This is a genomic window from Aldersonia sp. NBC_00410 (assembly GCF_026342035.1).
Classification (GTDB): Bacteria; Actinomycetota; Actinomycetes; order Mycobacteriales; family Mycobacteriaceae; genus Aldersonia.
On record NZ_JAPENM010000002.1, the window covers coordinates 21,428 to 40,830 of the forward strand.

General features: G+C 64.1%; 15 protein-coding genes, 1 tRNA gene and 2 pseudogenes. 12 read left to right on the forward strand and 6 right to left on the reverse strand.

Annotated features, from left to right (window positions below; all coding sequences use genetic code 11):
• The first annotated feature begins 26 nt into the window (after positions 1 to 26).
• From OG921_RS03800 to dmpG, 8 genes are all read left to right on the forward strand, one after another.
• Positions 27 to 653 carry a cysteine hydrolase family protein gene (locus OG921_RS03800; protein WP_266111073.1) on the forward strand — a complete coding sequence of 209 codons (627 nt, stop codon included), beginning with the start codon at positions 27 to 29 and terminating at the stop codon, positions 651 to 653.
• A 97-nt stretch (positions 654 to 750) separates the two neighbouring features.
• Entirely contained in the window at positions 751 to 1,884 is a 1,134-nt protein-coding gene (locus tag OG921_RS03805; protein ID WP_266111074.1) for an alcohol dehydrogenase catalytic domain-containing protein, read from the forward strand.
• Positions 1,881 to 3,656 carry an FAD-dependent monooxygenase gene (locus OG921_RS03810; protein WP_266111075.1) on the forward strand — a complete coding sequence of 592 codons (1,776 nt, stop codon included), beginning with the start codon at positions 1,881 to 1,883 and terminating at the stop codon, positions 3,654 to 3,656. The genes OG921_RS03805 and OG921_RS03810 overlap by 4 nt, the downstream gene beginning before the upstream one ends.
• 2 nt (positions 3,657 to 3,658) lie before the next feature.
• Positions 3,659 to 4,597: a 3-carboxyethylcatechol 2,3-dioxygenase gene (locus OG921_RS03815; RefSeq protein WP_266111076.1), complete on the forward strand. Its 939-nt coding sequence runs from the start codon at positions 3,659 to 3,661 to the stop codon at positions 4,595 to 4,597.
• A 44-nt stretch (positions 4,598 to 4,641) separates the two neighbouring features.
• Positions 4,642 to 5,499, forward strand: a complete 858-nt coding sequence (locus OG921_RS03820) for an alpha/beta fold hydrolase (protein WP_266111077.1) — start codon at positions 4,642 to 4,644, stop codon at positions 5,497 to 5,499.
• Between the two features lie 28 nt (positions 5,500 to 5,527).
• Positions 5,528 to 6,328 (forward strand): 2-keto-4-pentenoate hydratase, encoded by an 801-nt coding sequence (locus OG921_RS03825; RefSeq protein ID WP_266111078.1) that lies wholly within the window; start codon positions 5,528 to 5,530, stop codon positions 6,326 to 6,328.
• An 18-nt stretch (positions 6,329 to 6,346) separates the two neighbouring features.
• Positions 6,347 to 7,288 (forward strand): acetaldehyde dehydrogenase (acetylating), encoded by a 942-nt coding sequence (locus OG921_RS03830; protein ID WP_266111079.1) that lies wholly within the window; start codon positions 6,347 to 6,349, stop codon positions 7,286 to 7,288.
• Entirely contained in the window at positions 7,285 to 8,328 is a 1,044-nt protein-coding gene (dmpG, locus tag OG921_RS03835; RefSeq protein ID WP_266111080.1) for a 4-hydroxy-2-oxovalerate aldolase, read from the forward strand. The genes OG921_RS03830 and dmpG overlap by 4 nt, the downstream gene beginning before the upstream one ends.
• A gap of 325 nt (positions 8,329 to 8,653) precedes the next feature.
• On the opposite strand, the gene OG921_RS03840 is transcribed toward dmpG, so the two are convergent.
• Both OG921_RS03840 and OG921_RS03845 read right to left on the reverse strand, forming a co-directional pair.
• Positions 8,654 to 8,771, reverse strand: a tRNA-OTHER gene (locus OG921_RS03840).
• A gap of 134 nt (positions 8,772 to 8,905) precedes the next feature.
• The gene (locus tag OG921_RS03845; protein WP_323182673.1) at positions 8,906 to 9,529 is read right to left on the reverse strand and encodes a TetR/AcrR family transcriptional regulator; all 624 of its coding nucleotides are present in this window, start codon (positions 9,527 to 9,529) and stop codon (positions 8,906 to 8,908) included.
• Positions 9,530 to 9,642: 113 nt separating this feature from the next.
• Between OG921_RS03845 and OG921_RS03850 the strand changes: the two genes are divergently transcribed.
• Positions 9,643 to 10,977, forward strand: coding sequence for a lipase family protein (locus tag OG921_RS03850; protein ID WP_266111081.1), 1,335 nt, complete (start codon positions 9,643 to 9,645; stop codon positions 10,975 to 10,977).
• 998 nt (positions 10,978 to 11,975) lie between these two features.
• Here OG921_RS03850 and OG921_RS03855 read toward each other — a convergent pair.
• Positions 11,976 to 12,500, reverse strand: a complete 525-nt coding sequence (locus OG921_RS03855; protein WP_266111082.1) for a TetR/AcrR family transcriptional regulator — start codon at positions 12,498 to 12,500, stop codon at positions 11,976 to 11,978.
• Positions 12,501 to 12,841: 341 nt separating this feature from the next.
• Between OG921_RS03855 and OG921_RS03860 the strand changes: the two are divergent.
• Positions 12,842 to 13,602 (forward strand): annotated as a pseudogene (locus tag OG921_RS03860) (hypothetical protein).
• 203 nt (positions 13,603 to 13,805) lie between these two features.
• Here the strand turns inward: OG921_RS03860 and OG921_RS03865 are convergent.
• From OG921_RS03865 to OG921_RS03875, 3 genes are all read right to left on the reverse strand, one after another.
• Positions 13,806 to 14,285: an STAS domain-containing protein gene (locus OG921_RS03865; protein ID WP_266111083.1), complete on the reverse strand. Its 480-nt coding sequence runs from the start codon at positions 14,283 to 14,285 to the stop codon at positions 13,806 to 13,808.
• A 615-nt stretch (positions 14,286 to 14,900) separates the two neighbouring features.
• Entirely contained in the window at positions 14,901 to 15,215 is a 315-nt protein-coding gene (locus tag OG921_RS03870) for a hypothetical protein (RefSeq protein ID WP_266111084.1), read from the reverse strand.
• Between the two features lie 397 nt (positions 15,216 to 15,612).
• Positions 15,613 to 16,299 (reverse strand): GAF and ANTAR domain-containing protein, encoded by a 687-nt coding sequence (locus tag OG921_RS03875; RefSeq protein ID WP_266111085.1) that lies wholly within the window; start codon positions 16,297 to 16,299, stop codon positions 15,613 to 15,615.
• 297 nt (positions 16,300 to 16,596) lie between these two features.
• On the opposite strand from OG921_RS03875, the pseudogene OG921_RS03880 reads away from it, so the two are divergent.
• Both OG921_RS03880 and OG921_RS03885 read left to right on the forward strand, forming a co-directional pair.
• A pseudogene (locus OG921_RS03880) lies at positions 16,597 to 17,147 on the forward strand (DDE-type integrase/transposase/recombinase); the annotation flags it as partial.
• Between the two features lie 179 nt (positions 17,148 to 17,326).
• On the forward strand, positions 17,327 to 19,318 hold the full coding sequence (locus tag OG921_RS03885; RefSeq protein ID WP_266111086.1) for an MDR family MFS transporter: 1,992 nt from the start codon (positions 17,327 to 17,329) through the stop codon (positions 19,316 to 19,318).
• Positions 19,319 to 19,403: the final 85 nt, after the last annotated feature.

Here is a 19,403-nt window from a genome sequence, read left to right on the forward strand (position 1 = left end):
TCGGCTTCACCGCAAAGGAATACGCCATGGAACTCGATCCCCGCACCACTGCACTGATGATCATCCACTGCCAGGGCGACGTCGTGGGCCCCGACGGCGCCTTCGCCGACTTCTTCTACCAGCAGGTCGTCGAGCGCGATGTGATCGCCAAGATCGCCACGCTTGCAGACACATTCAGAAACGCCGGCGGGACTGTCGTCTACACCCGTGTCGCATGGAAACCGGACTTCTCCGACCTGCAGGTCAACTCCCCGATTCTGGGCGTCGTCCAACAGTCCGGCTGCCTCAAGCAGGGAAGCCCGCTCACCGAGATCGTCGAACCCCTCACACCGCACGACGGTGATCTCGTCATCGACCACCAACGCGTCGGCGGATTCGCCGGCAGCGGACTCGACGAGGCGCTGCGGAGCAGGGCAATCACCAGCCTCGCCTTCGCGGGCGTCGCGACCAACTTCTCCGTCGAGGGAACCGCCCGCGTCGCCAGCGACCTCGGCTATCACACGGTGATCGTCGCCGATGCCTGCTGCGCGGCCAGCCCCGCCGCCCACGACGCCAGCATCGAATCGCTCGGACTTCTCGCCGATATCTCCACCATCGACGACGTCACCCACGCACTCACCTCGAATTCCGTCACCACCGGCGGTCCCACATAACCGAGGTTCGTGCGGCAACGCATCACTGCGGCGTCGCACCTGTGTCCCTCCCCCACAGCGACTTTCGGCCCGTGCCGATCACCTAGGAGCTTCACCGATGCAGTCCATGCTCACCGCTCGCCTGCACAACATCGACGAGCCCATGCGACTCGAATACCTCCCGATCCCCAGCCCGGGCCCCACCGACGTCGTCGTACAAGTCAAGGCCTGCAACGTCGTACCGAACCTGAAGAACGTTCTCGCCACCTACGCCGAGTGGTTTCCCTACCTGCCGTTGCCCAAGCTGCCGGCGGTGTTCGGACTCGACAGCGCCGGCGTGGTCACCGATGTCGGAAGCCAGGTCGCCGATATCCGGGTCGGCGACCGGGTCTATGTCAACCCCGGCCTGTCCTGCGGCTCGTGCCGCGCCTGCCGGCAAGGGGCAGACCAGAACTGCGACAGCTACACCTTCATGGGCTACTTCGCCTTCGGCGCCGGCGGCCAGAAACTCTTCGACGCCTACCCCTACGGCGGCCTCGGGGAGTACCTGACCGCACCACAACGCAACCTGGTCAAACTGCCCGACACGGTCAGCTTCGAGGAAGGTGCCCGGTTCGGTTACCTCGGCACAGCGTTCTCGGCACTGCGCAAAGCCGGCGCCGGTCCCGGTTCGACCGTCCTGATCGACGGCATATCCGGAACACTGGGCCTCGGGGCCTGCCTGATCGCGCTCAGTCTCGGCGTCACCCACATCTTCGGCACCGGACGAGACGAAGCACTGCTCGCCGACGTCAAGGCGATCGCACCCGACCGCATCGACGTCAAGTCCACGCTCACAGGCGATCTGCGCGGCTGGGTGCACGAACATAACGATGGTGCGGGGGTCGATATCGTGATCGACGCGCTCGGCCCCGGCGCTCCCGCCGAGTCGATGCTCGAAGCGATCTCCACGCTGCGGCGCGGCGGAATAGCCGTCGACATCGGCGGCATGATGGAGCGCCCCCAAGTCGATTTGTTCTCGATGATGTGCTCGCAGATCTCGCTGCTGGGCAGCCTGTGGTTCTCGACCGGGGAAGCCCAGGACATGGCCGACCTCGCCGGCGCCGGCGTCCTGAACCTGTCGGTGTTCGAACACCACACGTTCCCGCTGGAAAGAATCAACGAAGCACTCGACAGCCTGCCCGCGCGGCACGGCGGCTTCACCAACTTCATCAGCGTCCCGCAATCGACAAGTGAAGCGACACAACCATGAATGACTTCGACACCGACGTACTCGTCGTCGGAACCGGACCCACCGGATCCACCGCGGCCCTGGCCCTGGCCACCTACGGAGTTCGGGTCCACCTCGTCAGCAGATGGAACTGGCTGGCCAATACCCCCCGCGCGCACATCACCAACCAGCGCGCCGTGGAGGTGCTGCGCGACCTCGGCATCGAGGAGGAGGCCAAGAAGTACGCCACCCCGTGGGAGTTGATGGGCGACACTCTGTTCACCACCAGCCTGGCAGGCGACGAGATCGCCCGGGTCCGCACCTGGGGCACCGGCGACGACCGCGTCGGGGACTACATCAAGGGCAGCCCCTGCGGACTTCTCGACATCCCGCAGCTCTACCTCGAACCGGTGATCTTCAAGAACGCCGTCGCACGTGGCGCGACCTACACCTTCAACACCGAATACCTCTCCCACACTCAGGACGACACCGGTGTCACCGTCACCGTCCGTGATCACCTCCTCAACCGCGACTACACGATCAGAGCCAAATACCTGGTCGGAGCCGACGGGGCACGTTCCCAGATCGCCGAAGACATCGGTCTGGAAATCGAGGGAACAATGGGGCGGGCCGCTACCGCGTATGTTCTCTTCAACGCCGACCTGGGCCGATATGTCCAACACCGGCCGAGCATTTTGCACTGGATCATGGCCCCGGGCAGCAGCTTCGGCGAGATCGGTATGGGTCTGCTGCGCGCTATTCGGCCATGGAACAAATGGATCGCCGGCTGGGGCTACGACCTGGCCGACGGCGACCCGGACTTCGACCCGGCCGAGATCACGGCCAAGATCCGCACCCTGGTCGGTGACCCCGACCTCGAGATCGACATCGAAGCCACCTCGACGTGGCAGGTCAACCAAGCCTGCGCAACGCACTACTCGAAGGGGCGCGTGTTCTGCGGCGGCGACGCCGTGCACCGTCATCCACCCAGCAGCGGCCTCGGCTCCAACACCTCCGTCCAGGACGCGTTCAACCTCGCCTGGAAACTCGCCTTCGTGGTGAAGGGCTACGCCGACCCCGCGATGCTCGAGTCGTACTCGCTCGAACGCCAACCGGTCGGACGCCAGATCGTGGCACGCGCCAACCAATCTCGCGTGGACTACGGACCGATCAACGAATGCTTCCGAACCGAAGGGGCCGCCGACCCCGTCGCGGCCGGCCTCGAGAAGCTCCGCGATCCGAGTCCCCAGGGCGTCGAGGTGCGTGAAGCGCTCGGTCGTGCACTGGAATTGAAGAACTATGAATTCAACGCCCAAGGCGTCGAACTGAACCAGCGCTACGAGTCCGGTGCGGTCATCTCCGATCCCACTGCAGGACAGGAGGAGTGGGAACGGGACCGCCAACTCTACCTACAGGCCACCACCCGCCCGGGCGCGAAACTGCCGCACACCTGGTTGGTCGACAGCAACGGTCTCCGCACCTCCACCCTCGACGTCACCGGCAAGGGGAAGTACACGCTCATCACCGGTCTGGCCGGCACCGCATGGGTCAACGCCGCACACAAACTCGACCTGCCGTTTCTGCGCACCGTGGTGATCGGCGCAAAAGGCACCGAGGACCCGTACCGCAGCTGGCAACAGATCCGCGAGATCCACGAAGCCGGCGCCCTACTGGTGCGTCCCGACGGATACATCGCCTGGCGGCACAGCCCAGCGACCTGGGACGACAACGACGCCTTCGAGCACCTCCAGACTGCGCTGACCGGGGTTCTTGCCACACCCGCCGACACTGCGGTCGCGGACGGAGGGAGCTGAGAATGCCTGTCGCACTGTGCACCATGTCGCATTCGCCACTGATGGGTCGAAACGACCCGGACGCGGCCATCGTGGCCGAGGTCGACGCCGCTTTCGCCGATGCCCGGACCTTCATTGCCGACTTCGCACCGGATCTGGTCGTCATCTTCGCCCCCGATCACTACAACGGTGTCTTCTACGACCTGCTGCCACCGTTCTGCATCGGCGCAGCTGCACAGTCGGTCGGTGACTGGGGCACCCAAGCCGGACCGCTCGACGTCGACCGAGACGCCGCCTACCAGATCGCGCGGACCGTACTCGCCGCCGGCGTGGACACCGCGTTCTCCGAGCGGATGCACGTCGATCACGGGTTCGCCCAAGCGTTGGAACTGCTGACCGGGTCGATTACGGCACTGCCGACCGTGCCGATCTTCATCAACTCCGTCGGTGAGCCGCTGGGTCCGGTCAGCCGGATCCGACTGCTCGGCAACGCGGTTGGACAGGCCGCGACAGCGTTGGATCGCCGGGTGCTGCTCGTCGGATCCGGCGGACTGTCCCACGATCCACCGGTACCTCGCCTCGACACCGCACCACCCCAGGTCCGTGAAACGCTCATCGCCGGTCGAGATCCCTCACCCGAGCAACGCGCAGGCCGCGAACAACGTGTCATCGACGCCGGACGCGACTTCGCCGCGGGTGTCGCCACGATCCAACCCCTGAATCCCGACTGGGACCGCAACCTGCTCGCGGTACTGGCCTCCGGCGACCTCGACCAGATCGATTCCTGGACCACGGACTGGTTCGTCGAACAAGCCGGGCACTCCTCGCACGAAGTGCGGACCTGGATCGCCGCCTACGCAGCACTCGCCGCCCACGGGCCCTACCGGGTCCGGTCGAGCTACTACCGCCCCATACCCGAGTGGATCGCCGGCTTCGCCGTCACCACCGCGCTGCCCGCATAGCCGCGGATCACGGCGTACCCGCACCAGTTTCGAAAGGAACCACCATGACTCACGCCCCCTCGGTGTGGACATCGTTCCCCGGACTCGACCACACCGTCCGCCACGTCCAGGTCGGCCGCTGGAACACCCGCATCCTCGAAGCCGGAACAGGACCGGACACAGTCGTGCTGATGCCCGGCACCGGCGGTCACCTCGAGGCCTACACCCGCAACTTCGCCGACTTCGCCGCACAGCACCGAGTTGTCGCGTTCGACTACCCCGGCCACGGCTACACCACCCACGCCGAGTCCGACCTCGAACTCGACGACTACGTCGCGCACCTGCTCGGCCTGCTCGACACACTCGGCATCGACAAAGCTCATCTCAACGGCGAATCACTCGGCGGCTGGGTGGCCGTCAAATTCGCCGCCGCACACCCCGATCGGGTCGGGAAGCTCGTGCTCAACACCCCCGGCGGCACCATGTCCACCCCCGAAGTCATGGAGAAGATCCGCGGCCTGTCCCAAGCCGCCGCCGACGATCCCAGCCCCGAACAGATCCGCGCACGACTGGAATGGCTGATGGCCGACAATGCCAGCGTCACAGACGAACTCGTCGAAATTCGCCGAGGAATCTACTCCCAGCCCGGGTTCGCCGACTCCATGCGACACATTCTGTGCCTGCAAGACCACGACATCAGACTGCGCAACCGGATCACCGACGCCGAACTCGCCGCCGTTCCGAACGAAGCGTTGGTCATCTGGACCAGCAACGACCCCTCCGGGCCCGCCGGTGCCGGCATGGACATGGCCGAAAAGATCCCGGGCGGCCGATTCGAACTGATCACCGGCGCCGGGCACTGGCCGCAGTGGGAACAAGCCGAGCACTTCAACAAAGTCGTGCTGGCGTTCCTCGCCGAATGACCCTGCCCGCCACCGGAAGGACCAACAGATGACCACCACCCGAGCAGCGGAATCCGCGATCGTCATCGACGCGGCCGACCGCCTCGCGACCGCCGCCCACACGGGGTTGCCCTGTCCGCCAGTCATCGATCTGATCGATCCCCGCGACATCGACACCGCCTACCGCGTGCAAACCCACAACGTCACCGCCGCGGTCGATGCCGGCCGCCGCATCGTCGGCCGCAAGATCGGCCTCACCTCACCCGCGGTGCAACAACAACTCGGCGTCGACCAACCCGACTTCGGCGTGCTTTTCGCAGACATGGACTGCAGCAACGACGCCCGGATCCGACACGCACGACTGCTCCAGCCACGTATCGAAGCCGAGATCGCGTTCGTCCTCGCCCGCGACATCACCGCACCCATCACCGCGGACACCGGTCCGGACTACGTCGACCGGGTCGTCGCGTCCTTCGAGATCGTCGACAGCCGCATCGAGGCCTGGAACATCAGCCTCGCCGACACCGTGGCCGACAACGCCTCCTCGGGCCTCTACGTACTCGGCGACTCGATCGCCCGCATCGACACACCGGACCTGGCCACCATCGAAATGACCATGACCCAGAACGGCACCGAAATCTCGCGTGGTGTCGGATCGGACTGCCTCGGCAGCCCCTGGCACGCCCTGGCCTGGTTGGCCAACACCAGCCTGTCCTACGGTTCGCCACTGCATGCCGGTGACGTCGTCCTCTCCGGCGCACTCGGACCGATGGTGCCCGTCGCCCGCGGCGCCACCTACACCGCCACCATCACCGGGGTCGGCGACGTCCGCGCGTCGTTCACCGCCTGAGATCAGAAAGACACCGCCATGCCCAGAACGAAAGTTGCCGTCATCGGCTCCGGAAACATCGGAACCGACCTCGTCATCAAACTCGAGCGTGTCGCCAAACACCTCGAAATCGCCGTCCTCGTCGGAATCGACCCCGCCTCCGACGGACTCGCCCGAGCACGACGACTCGGCATCGACACCGTCAGCAACGGCGTCCATGGCCTGATCGACCACCCCGACTTCGCCGACATCGCGATCATCTTCGATTCCACATCCGCCCAAGCACATATTGCGAACGCAGAAGCGTTGCGGCCCTTCGACAAACACCTGATCGACCTGACGCCGGCCGCACTCGGTCCCTACGTCGTGCCCGCGGTCAACCTCGACCAACATCTGGCCGCGCCCGACATCAACATGGTCACCTGTGGAGGACAGGCCACCATCCCGATAGTCGCCGCCATCTCGCGCGTCACCGCCGTGCACTACGCCGAAATCGTGGCGTCGATCGCCTCCAAATCGGCCGGGCCCGGCACCCGCGCAAACATCGACGAATTCACCGAAACCACGGCCAAGGCCATCGAAAAGGTCGGCGGCGCGGCCCGCGGAAAAGCCATCATCGTGCTCAACCCCGCCGATCCCCCACTGATCATGCGCGATACCGTGCTCGCACTCGTCAGCGCACCCGACCAGGACGCCATCCGCGAATCCGTGCAGCAGATGATCGCCACAGTGTCGGCCTACGTACCCGGATACCGGCTCAAGCACGACGTCCAGTTCAGCAAGGTCGACGGCAACCTCGCCACCCTGATCGGGGACGACCCCGTTCCCGGTCCGCTGTGGAAGGTCTCAGTTTTCCTCGAAGTCGAAGGCGCCGCACACTACCTGCCCGCCTACGCCGGCAACCTCGACATCATGACCTCGGCAGCGCTTCAAGTCGCCGAAACCATCGCCGAAAAAATAACATTGGAGATGGCACGATGACCACGCCAGCCCGCACCGCCGACGACGGCGTCGCCCTCTACATCCAAGACGTCACCCTGCGCGACGGCATGCACGCCACCCGGCACCACATCACCCCCGCCAACGTGGCCGGCGTCGCCGCCGCACTCGACCGTGCCGGCGTCGACGCCATCGAGGTCTCCCACGGCGACGGACTCGCCGGCCACAGCCTCACCTACGGCCCCGGCAGCAACACCGACTGGGAATGGATCGAAGCCGCCGCCAGCGTCGTCCACCGCGCACGACTGACCACCCTGCTACTCCCCGGGATCGGCACCGTCGCCGAACTCGAACATGCGCACGCACTGGGTGTCACCTCCGTCCGCGTGGCCACCCACTGCACCGAAGCCGACGTTTCGGCCCAACACATCAGCACCGCACGCGAATTCGGCATGGACGTCTCCGGATTCTTGATGATGTCGCACATGGCCGAACCCGCCGAACTCGCGAAACAAGCCAAACTCATGGAAACCTATGGTGCCCACTGTGTGTACGTCACCGACTCCGGCGGCCGACTGACCATGAACGACGTCCGCCAACGCGTCACCGCCTACCGCGACATCCTCGACGAGGGCACTCAGATCGGCATCCACGCCCACCAAAACCTCTCGCTCGCCGTCGCCAACTCCGTCGTCGCCGCCGAATCCGGTGCGACGCGTATCGATGCTTCCCTCGCCGGACATGGCGCAGGCGCCGGCAACTGCCCCATCGAGCCGTTCATCGCCGTCGCCGATCTACACGGCTGGAAACACAACTGCGACCTCTTCGCACTCGAGGACGCCGCCGACGACATCATCCGGCCGCTGCAGGACCGGCCCGTCCAGGTCGACCGCGAGACCCTGACCCTCGGCTACGCCGGCGTCTACTCGAGCTTCCTGCGTCATGCCGAAACCGCCTCCGCCGAATACGGAATCGACACGCGCGACATCCTCCTGGCCGTAGGGCAACGCGGCCTCGTCGGCGGACAAGAAGACCTCATCACCGACGTCGCACTCGACCTCAAATCAGCCGCGAACAGGTGACCGAACTCGATAGTCGCGTCGCAGTCGTGACCGGCGGGAGTCGCCGGTAGCCGGCACTCGATGCCGCGCTCGTGGGTGCGAATGGAATCACCAAGCGGAACGTCATCGGAGGCGCAATGGGGAGCCGTGGCCAGCGTCTACCCCGGTTCGGGCGCTGACCTGCACCTATGATGCGAATCGGGACGCCGTGCAGAAGTTCGTGACCTCCCGCCACGCGAGCGGAAAAGCGCTTGGCCACATTTTGGCCGGATGGAGGCGCGGGATACGGCTATCTGAAACGCAGAATCGCATTTCAAAACATACTTTGGCCTGCAGTTTTGGTGTGTGGTCCCGGCTGGGATCGAACCAGCGACCTTCCGCGTGTGAAATGGACACAACCCCAGGAGATTTCGGAACTACCAGGTCAGACCGGGCGCACCTGCTCCAGTTGGACCAACTGGACCGGTACGCCCGATCCGTTGGCCGGATATTGGCCACATGGACACTCGACCAGAACCGTGATCGGGTGGCACCGGATGCCGTGACACCGCGTGCCGCGGCCGGACCGGGCACACGCCCAGCACTGAGGATCGGTCCGCTAGATTTCGGAGGCGGAATCCGGCCCCGCGAGAACCAGATTCACCAGGCGCGTGACATAGTCGGCGTCGGCGGCTGGTGGACCGGCCGCCTCGTGCGAAAAGAGGATGTGGCTCAGGGCCGCCCCCGTCAGCATTTCCAACAGCATGGTGACGTTGCTAGCGGCGGGCAATTCACCGCGGTCGATTCCACGTCGCACGATATCGCGGGTAGTCGCGAAGCGGCTGACGCTGATGGTCTGCGTGAGCGGCTCGAGAAGCTCGGGAAAGACTCGCGCGTCGAGCGCGACCCGTAATGCAACCAATCCGGACTGGGACTGATAGCCGGACAGCAGTTGCCGCGTCAGTTCCTTCAGATCACCACGCAGGGTGCCGGTGTCGATCGGGTCGTGCAGCGGCGTCACCTGCTCGAGTGCCCCGATCAGCAGTTCGATCTTGGTGGGCCATCGGCGATAGATCGCCGCGCGGCCCACCCCGGCAGTCTTCGCCACCGCGTCGATGGTGAAGCCCGACCATCCGGTCTCCCAGTAGACGGTCTGCACCGCAGCGAATACCCGGGCCTCGATCCCGGGGTCTCGCGGACGGCCACGCACGGTCGATGCGTGCGGAGGCGTCCGGGAAGTCACGGCTCAATCTTGCCCGACGACCGTCAAACCACCCTTGACTTTCAGACACGCGCTGTCTGTAATGTGGGTCACGCGACGTCAGGTGTGTCCTGGACCACTTCTCGGACACTGCCGTGGGGGATGGAGTGAACCGGATGCAATGCGGTGTGCGGACCTGGTCGGCAGTGCTTGCGACGACCTTCGGTGTGTTGATCAGCGGATTCGCCACGCCACACGCCTCGGCGAGCCCACCCGAGGTGCCCGCTCCGTCCGGCCCGTGGGGGTCCTTTTACGATCCGCCCGCGGTATTGCCGGGCAACGCTGCCGGCGATGTGATTCGCGAACAGGCCTTCACACCGATCCTGTCGATCCCTACGGCGACGGGAGCAATCCCCGGTTCGGCTCGGCGCATCATGTATCGCAGCGTCGATGACGACGGTCGTCCAATCCCCGTGTCCGGCACCTACTTCGAGCCAAGCACTGCTTGGCAGGGCCGCGGGCCGCGCCCCCTGGTCTCGCTGGCATCGGGAACGATCGGCGCAGGTCGCCAGTGCGCGCCATCCATCGCGATGCAATCGCTGCTGCACTACCGACCGCCGTTCGACTTGTCGGTGGCCTACGAGCAACTGGCTGTCGATTACCTGCTCGCGCAGGGGATCGCCGTCGTTTTCACCGACTATGTCGGCCTCGGTACCCCGGGGCCGCACCCCTACATCAACCGCGGCTACTCGGCGCGTGCGGTCATCGACGCCGCGCGAGCCGCCCAGCGGCTCCCGGGAACCTCGCTGAGCACATCGGGGCCGGTCGGGTTCTGGGGCTACTCCCAGGGCGGCCATGCCGTTGCGGCGGCGGCGGAGCTACAGCCAACCTATGCGCCCGAGTTGAATGTGCAGGGCACGTATGCGGGTGCCCCGCCGGTGGCGCTCGCCGACACTCTGGCCCGGGGCGAAGGAAGCACGCTCATCGGGGCTGTCGGCTACTTCCTCAACGGTGCCCTACGCACCAATCCCGAGATCGGACCGGTGCTCGACCGCGTCCTCAACGACGCGGGCCGAGCCATGATGCGCAACACCGCGAATCAGTGCGTCGGGGAAACTCTGCTGAACTACTCGTTCCAGCACACCACGCAGTGGACGAAGACTGGCGAACCACTCGGCGCTGCGATTACGAACGACCCGATTGGGCGACGCATCATCGAGGAACAGGCCGTCGGAAACCTGACCCCCACCGCACCGGTGCTGCTCACCTCCAACGTCAATGACGACGTGGTACCCAACTCCCGTGTGCGCGACCTCGCACACACGTGGTGCGAACGAGGAGTACCGGTCACGCTCAACAACATTGAGCTGCCACCGATCCTCCCGAGCACCGCCACCGGTCACGGTATCCCGGAGTTCGCCAACATACCGGCGGCCGCATCGTGGATTATCGACCGTTTCAACGGCATCGCTCCGGCGCCCTGCAGTTGAGCTGCGGATACACGAATGCGCCCGTCGGCTGGGGCAACTGGCCAACGGGCGCATTCGCGCTTCCCTTGGCTAGCGCCGCATCTGGCCCGAGCCGATCATGAAGGTCATGAAATTCCCCGCGGTAGCGGCCTGGTCGGCGCAGTACTCGGCTTGTGCCGGGCAGTAGTCCGTCGAAGCCGGGCAAGGGCGAGTCCGTGTACGCCGCGCCGGTCAGCGCCGCGGTGAACCTGAAGATGATGCACGTCAGGAAGCGCCGACGAGCCAACGACGCCATAAGCCACACGGCGCGCGGATGGTCTATAAGAGCGGACCGCCCAGATCCTCTCGCCCGCCGCTCGCTCGGCGCATCGCGAACGGCACTCGATGCCAAGCGATTCGGGTGCCAGTGGAGTCACCAAGCGGAACGTCATCGGAGTCCGAATTGGTAGCCGCGCCCAGCGTCCACCCCGGTTCGGTCGTTGACCTGCACCTTTGATGCGAATCGAATGGACACAACCCCAAGTGATTTCGGAACTGCCAGGTCAGACCAGCCTCACCCTCCTCCAGCTGGACCAACTGGACCAGCCCTGGGTGAGCGCAACGTATTCCGCGCCGAATTCCTCCGCCGACGTGTCGAGCCCATCGAGTCGTTCCCGCACCGACTTCCACGAGTCGACGGCCGAATCGATGCCCCAAGGCGCCGAAGAAGATGAATCCGTCGGCGAGGCGGGCGGCCCGGTCGAAGCGGCCCGCGAAGTCGACGACGGGCTCGGTCAACGGCCGCCGCAGGAGTTCGATCTGCTCTGGGCTCGATCTCGACGACGACGTCGCTCGAGATATTGCGCGAGTACCGCGCGACTTCGAGGGTGACGCGAAATCCGGCGGCGACGAGGAGACAAATGCCGCCAGGAGCAAGGCCGAAACTGACTCCACGAGGATGACACCGATAGCTGAGGGCACAGTCAAGTTATTGGCGGCTTGGTGATTCGGGTCCATCGTTCCCATGGCACACGCGCCGCTCAGCGGTGCTGATCAATCAGATTGGCAATTGCTTTCTGCGCCTCACCCACCGCGAGGGGAAGCGTTGCGAACATCTCGGCGATCATCATGGCGACCGGGGTGGTCCACAGCAGCATACTCAATGCGGCGGCATGCGCGTGGTCGTCGCCGGTATCCAATCGCTCGTTCAAGCCCGCAAGAGCAGCACCGAGACGCTCCAAGTGCCTCGTATCGAGTCCGGCACGCAACCCCTTCGCCGCAATGAGAATCTCCAACCCGGCCATCGCCTTTGGATTGGCGAATGCCTCCCACGTGGCCCGCACCAACTCATCGGTGTTCATTTCATGCGCAGGATCGGACAACGCTTCGAGCGAACCCACCAAGCGGTCAACAGCGTCTTCGATCACCGCCAGCAACAGACCATCACGGTCGCCGAAATGATGCTGGATGACACCCCAACTCACGCCGGCCCGTTCGATGATGTGCCGCGCACTCGCAGCGGAAAAGCCTTCTTCACGAATGCACCGAACCGTCTCGTCGATCAAGAGTTCACGGGTCCGGTCCCCGCGCTCTTGCCTGCCGGTCACTGGACGGTCGGGACGTCTGCGTGCGGTCACCACCGCAGGCCGCCCAACTCACCGTGGTGCATCATCCGCATCACTTTATGGCACCTGCGATAGTCGCCCACCGTCGACTCAGCAGCCAACATCACCTGCGGCACCGCAGCAACCCCTTGCAGACAAAACATGGCGTGTGCCATGCTACGCGATGTGGAGCCGACCTACCGCTGCGCCATAAATCGACATGCTCGAGCATGGTCAAGCCGGGGCGGCGCACGGCTCACGCAACGCAATCGCGTGCCCTACCCTCGGTGGAGGTTTGATCCATGACAGAAACCATTCGCCGCGACGACAAGCGGGATTCGTCGGCGAGGCGCGGATTCTCGTCATTGCAAAAGGCACTGTTCGCCGTGCTGGCGTTCTTCTTTGCGCTCAATGCGGCATTTTGGTATCTCGAGCACCGGGTTGGGGTATCCCACACCGTCGCGTCCACCACCCTGGTCGCCCTCGTCGTCTGTTGTTTCTTGGTGGCGCTCGCCCTGCCGTGGTTACCGCTTCCAGGCCGCCGTGACCACACCAAGTCGGAGCGGCTCGGCGCGATGGTCATTGTCTGGGTCTTCATCGCCCTGATTCCACGATTCATCTGGGAACTGCCGTGGCTCCTGTTCTTCGACCAGATCAAGGAGGGCGTCGAGAACGGGTCGTTCTGGACGTACATGTGGTCACCCGTTCTATTAGGAGGCGACGCCCGATATCTGAACGGAGATCCGCTCATCGTCGTCATGGAGTGGATCGCCCTCTTCGTCGGCTTCTTCGAGGCGTACGCACTGGTGCAGTTCTTTCGAAATGGCAGACGGTTCACCAACACTCAACTCTCCTTGATCATGGCGGGGATGATCGTTGAGGTCACGCTGCCAGCGGTCTACTTCGGTGTGGAGATCGCGAACAATATGGAAAGTATGACGAGCCCAGTGGAAACCTGGATTAAGTTCATCGTCCTGAACCTCTTGTGGTGCACCATGCCGCTCGTGACCTACTTCTGGGCGTTCGTCGATTGGCTCAACAACATCTCACCGTGAGGTTCTAGCAGTCGGCAGGATCGAAGCGACTCAGTAGCGTTGCGCCCCACCACCGAGATCCCATGGAAGATCCGGGTTAGTGCGTTTGACCTTGCCGCGGGCCGCGCCACGCATGTCAGCGCACCACTTCATGGTGCGAACTTGCGCGCTAACTGAGTCGATGCGTTGCCGCTTGCTCGAACCGATGTATTTGCCGGTCGACTTGGACGTATCACTTCACCGTGGAGGCTTCTAGTGCTGCAGCGAGGGTTGTGTGGATCGTCAGAAGCTTATCGACACCGACCAGGTGTAGCGGTCGTCCGACGGCAGGTCCGTCTGCAACGACCGCGAACTGTGCAGATTCGCCGATGTGCTGGTGCGCGGTGAGAAGTACCGTCATGCCGGCCGAAGCGAGGAACTCGACACCGGTCAGATCCACGATGACGACGGCCGGCGCGTTCTCCAGAGAGTTCTGAATCGAATCGGCCAGCTGGGGTGCCGACACCATGTCGAGTATTCCGCTGACACCGACAACGACGAGATCGTCATGCCAAGTGACGCCGACCTCGAGCTCGTTCGCTCTGCTTGTTGCGCCGCGAATTCCGGCCGAGCCGTTTCCCGGTGTCCTGCCGATCGTGGAGTCGCTACCGGCATGGCCGGTGCCGCGATGTACCGGTAACCGCAAAGGACTGGGGATATGGATGTCCGTCACGACGGTTCTACCTTCCTCGATGGATCGACGCGTTCTTGATTGGGGCCAAAGGCGGGCTGGGTGAGCCCGGACGACCCAACCGGTTGTCCAAGCCCATCCGTCGATGGAACAAAACTGAATATGACTTGCGGGGTGTTCTGCAGTGCGGGGCTGCGGCACGCGAACACTCTGTGCAAGCAGAGTTTTCGTGTGGGGTTGGCGACTTCGACGGGTATTACCGTGCTCCCATTCGGTAGCTGCAAACGCGCGTCGCCTTGCGTGACCAGTCGTGTACATCATCCCGAGACCTCCTGGGATGGCCGGCGGGCTAGGCGTTCGTGGGTGATCTCGATCTGCGGGCTTGTCCTGCTCAGCGAAACGACCGGGCTGCAGAACCGAATTCGCGGGACTCGTCCATCGTGGCTGCGCGTGGCAGCGCAGGATTGAGCCGAGCCACAGCATCATTGGGCTCGAACAGCGAGATGTGCGGTTGATGTCATGTGCCGCCAACGTGGGGGTTGTTCGCGAGTGTGTGGGCCGAGCAGTGGCTTGGACCACGTCTTCTTTGCTGGCTTTGGTGGCGGATGCCACGGAGAGGTCGGCCGCACGACGGTCCCGACCTCCCCGTGGCATCGATTAGGCGTCGTTGGGCCGATTGCCGGCCTTCGCCAGCCCGCGGCTCACCATGTAGCCAACGCTGAGAACCACGATATACAGCCATGCCTTATCGGCGAGGAAGTAGTCGTCGTGCGCGTCGGTTGACCGAACCAAGTAGGAGGCAAGCAGCACCCCAATGGTGGCGACAATGAAGACGATGAATTCGGTTGTCTTGTAGAAAGCCTTCGTCTCCTCACCGCGCCGGGTGGCGACTCGGGTGGGGTGTGCGTTCGCAACGCCGGGCGTGGTCGGTGCGTCGGCGCGACGGGTGGCAGCAGGATTATTGGTGGTCATGCAGTAACTCCTTGTGGTGCCGTCTAGGCATGTCGCCGCAGGCGTCATCACGGCGCGCAACTCAGCGAAGGCTGCGGCGTCCATGGAGAGGGATTTGGTCAGGCGCGTTCAAAAAGGCGCGGCCCCAGTCATCGCTGGGAAGCACGGGTCGAACGACTGGCTGATCGTAGGAATCCGGTGTCGAGCTGAAGCTCACGGCATGCTGTTAGACCGCCGGACTGTCATTGATACCGCTGTATTGGAGTACCAACCGGTTGAAGTATACCCGTGGGTTCCCCCCTCTTGCGAACTCGAGCCTGTTCGTGCCGCCATCGCCCACAACGACAGCAACAAGTCGGGCTGCGGCCGCGAGCCCTCCGCGGCTTGGATCGGACTGGCCCAGATTGAAGCGGCGGCGCTACTCGCGGGCCGTGTCGACCACGCCCTGCGCGACCTTCACCAGCTTGGTGTTGCCGGTCTGAGACAGCTCACGCAGCAATTCGAAGGCGCGGACCGCATCCACCTTGAAGCGCTCCATGATGATCCCCTTGGCCTGTCCGATCACGTCGCGGGAGGCCAAGGCCGACTCCAAATGCTCGCCGCGTCGGCTTGCCAGGATCGCTGCGGCGGCATGCGCCGCAAGCACCGAACCCGTCGCCTCGGCCTGTGAGTCGAACACGCTCGGCTCGAACGCGAACAGATTCAAGGCGCCGGCAGTGTTCGTGCCGGTGTACAGCTTGAACGACAACCCGCTGCGGACGCCCCTCTTCGCGGCCTCCCGCGAGAACCGGGGCCATCGCTGTTCGACCAGAAAGTCTTCCGTGCGCACGATCAGCTCGTCGACCGCCGCTTCTGCACATGGCCCTTCGCCGAATGCGTCTTGCAAACTGTCCAGCTCGTGCATAATCTCCGCGGTGCCGGCATGGGTTTCAAATTTGCCGTCCTTGGCTATCAACAGCACGCCAGCGGCGTCGACCCCAGGAATGATCTCGAGCGCGGTCTCGGTGACACCAGATAGCACCGCCTCAACGCTGCTCGGTGCGGCGACTTGGCGGGCCAGCTCTGCCATCCGTGCGGCGAGCTGTCGTTCGGCGTCATCGGTCATCGGGTACCCATTGTTGCTCATCAAGCATGTGCGCGCGCGAAAACGGCATTGACCCAGCGCTGCTCGACCCACAAGATCGGTGCCGGTGCCGGTGCCAGGGAGCCCGGTGAGCGTGACCCGTTGCTTCGTTGTCAGCGCGACAATGAGCTATCCGACGAGCAGCGCCAGCGCTACCTGCCCGCGACGGCGCGGCTGCGAAGGTCGGCTCGATCTGGCTCACCGAACCCGGCGTCGGACCGGGTACCTTGCAGGCCCTTGCATACGATGGCACGTCGCGACACCTGTCGGACGCTGGCGTTGGTCGTCGCCGACTTCACCTATTTCAAAACTCGTCACCGGCGTATTCGTCTATGTCGCGTTCGTCATCGACGCCTACGCCGGCGCGATCATCGGCTGGGAAACCGCGGCGGCGAAGCAGACCCGTTCGTGGAATCCGCGATCCGCCAAGCCGCTGCGCTGCGTGCCCGGCAAGGCCACCGGATCGACGGCGCAATCCACCACTCGGATGCCGGATCTCAATACACTCAATATATTTCGGCGAAACACTGTCCCTGTCTGGTCTGCGACCCCTCGATCGGAACTGTCGGCGATGCCTACGATAACGCGCTCGCCAGACGACCATCGGGCTCTACAAGAACGAGTGCATTCGTGCAGACTCACCGTTTCGACGCGGCCCGCTGCGCAACCTTGCCGACGTCGAACTCATCACCGCCGACTACGTCGCCTGGTACAACCAGCAGCGCCTCATGCACCGCCTCGGACGCATCCCACCCGCGGAAGCAGAAGCCGAATACTACGATCAATTGGACGACAGCCAAGCGGTCGGCTCACAGAATCCCGAGTGTGCATGGAACTCGGATGGTTCAAAACTCGAGATGGTTCAACGGGACAGGGTTGCCTCGAGAATCCGAGATCTTTGGGGCCGGGGCCGTCCGACACCGCGTCCCAAGCTCGTTCTCTCCGCAAACTGATCGACTCGGTGGGAGACTCTAGCTGCAACGCGAGGCCGACGAGACGGGACCGGGCGATGACCGAAGGCAAGACTTCTGGTCCGGGTGCGCCTGCGGTCGAACTGGAGAAGCGGAAGATCTACGCCATCTTCGGTGGCCTGATGCTGGCGATGTTCCTGGCGGCACTCGATCAGACGATCGTGGCGACGGCGCTGCCGACGATCGTCAACGATCTCGGGGGAGCCGACCATCTGACGTGGGTGGTCACGTCGTACATGCTCGCCACGACGGTGACCACGCCGCTCTGGGGCAAGCTCGGCGACCTGTTTGGGCGCAAGCCGCTGTTCATCGCGAGTGTGGTGATCTTCCTGGTCGGTTCGGCACTGTGTGGCCTGGCCGGGTCGATGGCGACATTGATCGGCTTCCGTGCATTGCAGGGGGTGGGCGCGGGTGGCCTGATGGTGTTGGCGCAGGCCATCATCGGCGACGTCGTTCCCGCACGTGAACGCGGTCGCTATCAGGGGCTTTTCGGTGCAGTGTTCGGGCTGGCGAGTGTCGCAGGGCCGTTGCTCGGCGGATTCTTGGTCGACAGCCTCAACTGGCGGTGGGTCTTCTATGTCAACCTGCCGATCGGGGCGGTTGCCCTGGTCGCGGTGATTCTGGTGCTGCCGACCACCACGGCCCAGGTCAAACCCATGATCGATTACGTGGGTGTGCTGCTACTCGCATCTGCTGCCACATCCATCGTGTTGGTGACAAGCTTTGGTGGACTGTGGGGTTGGACTTCTGGTCGGGTGCTCGCACTGATCGTCATCGGTGTGGTGTGCGTTGTTGCGTTCGTCATGGTGGAACGACGCGTGCCGGAGCCGGTGATGCCGCTGCGGTTGTTCGCCAACCGGGTGTTCGCCGTTGCCGCAGCCGTTGGCTTTGTTGTCGGGTTCGCGATGTTCGGGGCCATCACGTTCCTGCCGCTGTTCTTGCAGACGGTGCGGGGGACGACGGCCACCGAGTCGGGCCTGACCATGATCCCCATGATGGCGGGTTTGTTGATCACCTCGATCGGCAGTGGCCAGCTCATCAGCCGGACCGGACGCTACAAGGTATTCCCGATTGTGGGCACCGCGATCTTCACCGTCGGTCTGTTCTTGTTGTCGACGATGGATCGTTCGACCGCAGATCTGACCATCTACCTGTATCTTTTCGTTCTCGGTAGCGGGCTGGGGATGGTGATGCAGGTTCTGGTTCTCGCGGTCCAGAACGCCGTCGAGTTCCGCGACCTCGGAACCGGAACCAGCGGTGCGACCTTCTTCCGCACGATCGGCGCATCGGTGGGTGTGGCCGTATTCGGTGCGGTGTTCAATTCTCAACTGGAATCGAACCTGTCGGGCAACGTGCCCGACGGGGCAGTGGGACGATGTTCTTCGCAGATCCTGCAAGCCTCGTCGGCCGGGCTCCCGACCTGCCCACCTGTTGTGCAGGAGTGGTTCCTGAGTGGTTTCGTCGACGCGTTCGGGACCGTGTTCATCGTGGCCGTCCCCATCGGAGCACTGGCATTTGTCCTGGCCTGGCTGTTGCCCGAGATCCCGTTGCGCGATGTCACGAAAATGCCCGATATCGGGGCATCGTTCGGTCTGTCCGGTGAGCGAACATCGTTGGAGGAGTTGCGGCTTCTGATCTGGCGGGCCCTCGGCCGCGAAGACAAGCTTCGGGCTTGGGAATTGGTGGTCGATCAGGCCGACAGCTCGCTGACGCGTGGCGAGGCCTGGATGGTCAGCCGGGTAGCCGAAGAGGGCACTCGCGACATCGGTCTGATGGCCGAGGTTTCCCAGACGCCGCTCCGGGTCGTCGAGGAGACCGCGCAGCAGTTACAGCAGCGCGGGATGATCGCCATCGGCAATGGCCTGGCGGTCATCACACCGGCGGGCCAGCGCGAAGCCGAACGTCTGTTGGCCGTTCAGCGGCAACGTCTTCAACATTTTGTCGACAACTATCCCGGTAGCGATGAAGATGACGTCGACGAACTACTCGACGAGATCGCCCGGGGTTTGCACTCCGAGGCCCCGGCCTGAGGCGCCTATGCCAGCGAGTGGTTCGTCCCACTGAGGGATTGTTGTGGGCCTGCCCGGCTTTGCCGATCGCACTACCTATGCGAGT

Coding starts and splice junctions, on each gene's coding strand:
- OG921_RS03820 (WP_266111077.1), top strand. CDS start 4,642: ATGACTCACGCCCCCTCGGTGTGGACATCGTTCCCCGGACTCGACCAC.
- OG921_RS03825 (WP_266111078.1), top strand. CDS start 5,528: ATGACCACCACCCGAGCAGCGGAATCCGCGATCGTCATCGACGCGGCC.
- OG921_RS03885 (WP_266111086.1), top strand. CDS start 17,327: ATGACCGAAGGCAAGACTTCTGGTCCGGGTGCGCCTGCGGTCGAACTG.
- OG921_RS03805 (WP_266111074.1), top strand. CDS start 751: ATGCAGTCCATGCTCACCGCTCGCCTGCACAACATCGACGAGCCCATG.
- OG921_RS03815 (WP_266111076.1), top strand. CDS start 3,659: ATGCCTGTCGCACTGTGCACCATGTCGCATTCGCCACTGATGGGTCGA.
- OG921_RS03830 (WP_266111079.1), top strand. CDS start 6,347: ATGCCCAGAACGAAAGTTGCCGTCATCGGCTCCGGAAACATCGGAACC.
- OG921_RS03870 (WP_266111084.1), bottom strand. CDS start 15,215: ATGACCACCAATAATCCTGCTGCCACCCGTCGCGCCGACGCACCGACC.
- dmpG (WP_266111080.1), top strand. CDS start 7,285: ATGACCACGCCAGCCCGCACCGCCGACGACGGCGTCGCCCTCTACATC.
- OG921_RS03875 (WP_266111085.1), bottom strand. CDS start 16,299: ATGACCGATGACGCCGAACGACAGCTCGCCGCACGGATGGCAGAGCTG.
- OG921_RS03810 (WP_266111075.1), top strand. CDS start 1,881: ATGAATGACTTCGACACCGACGTACTCGTCGTCGGAACCGGACCCACC.
- OG921_RS03800 (WP_266111073.1), top strand. CDS start 27: ATGGAACTCGATCCCCGCACCACTGCACTGATGATCATCCACTGCCAG.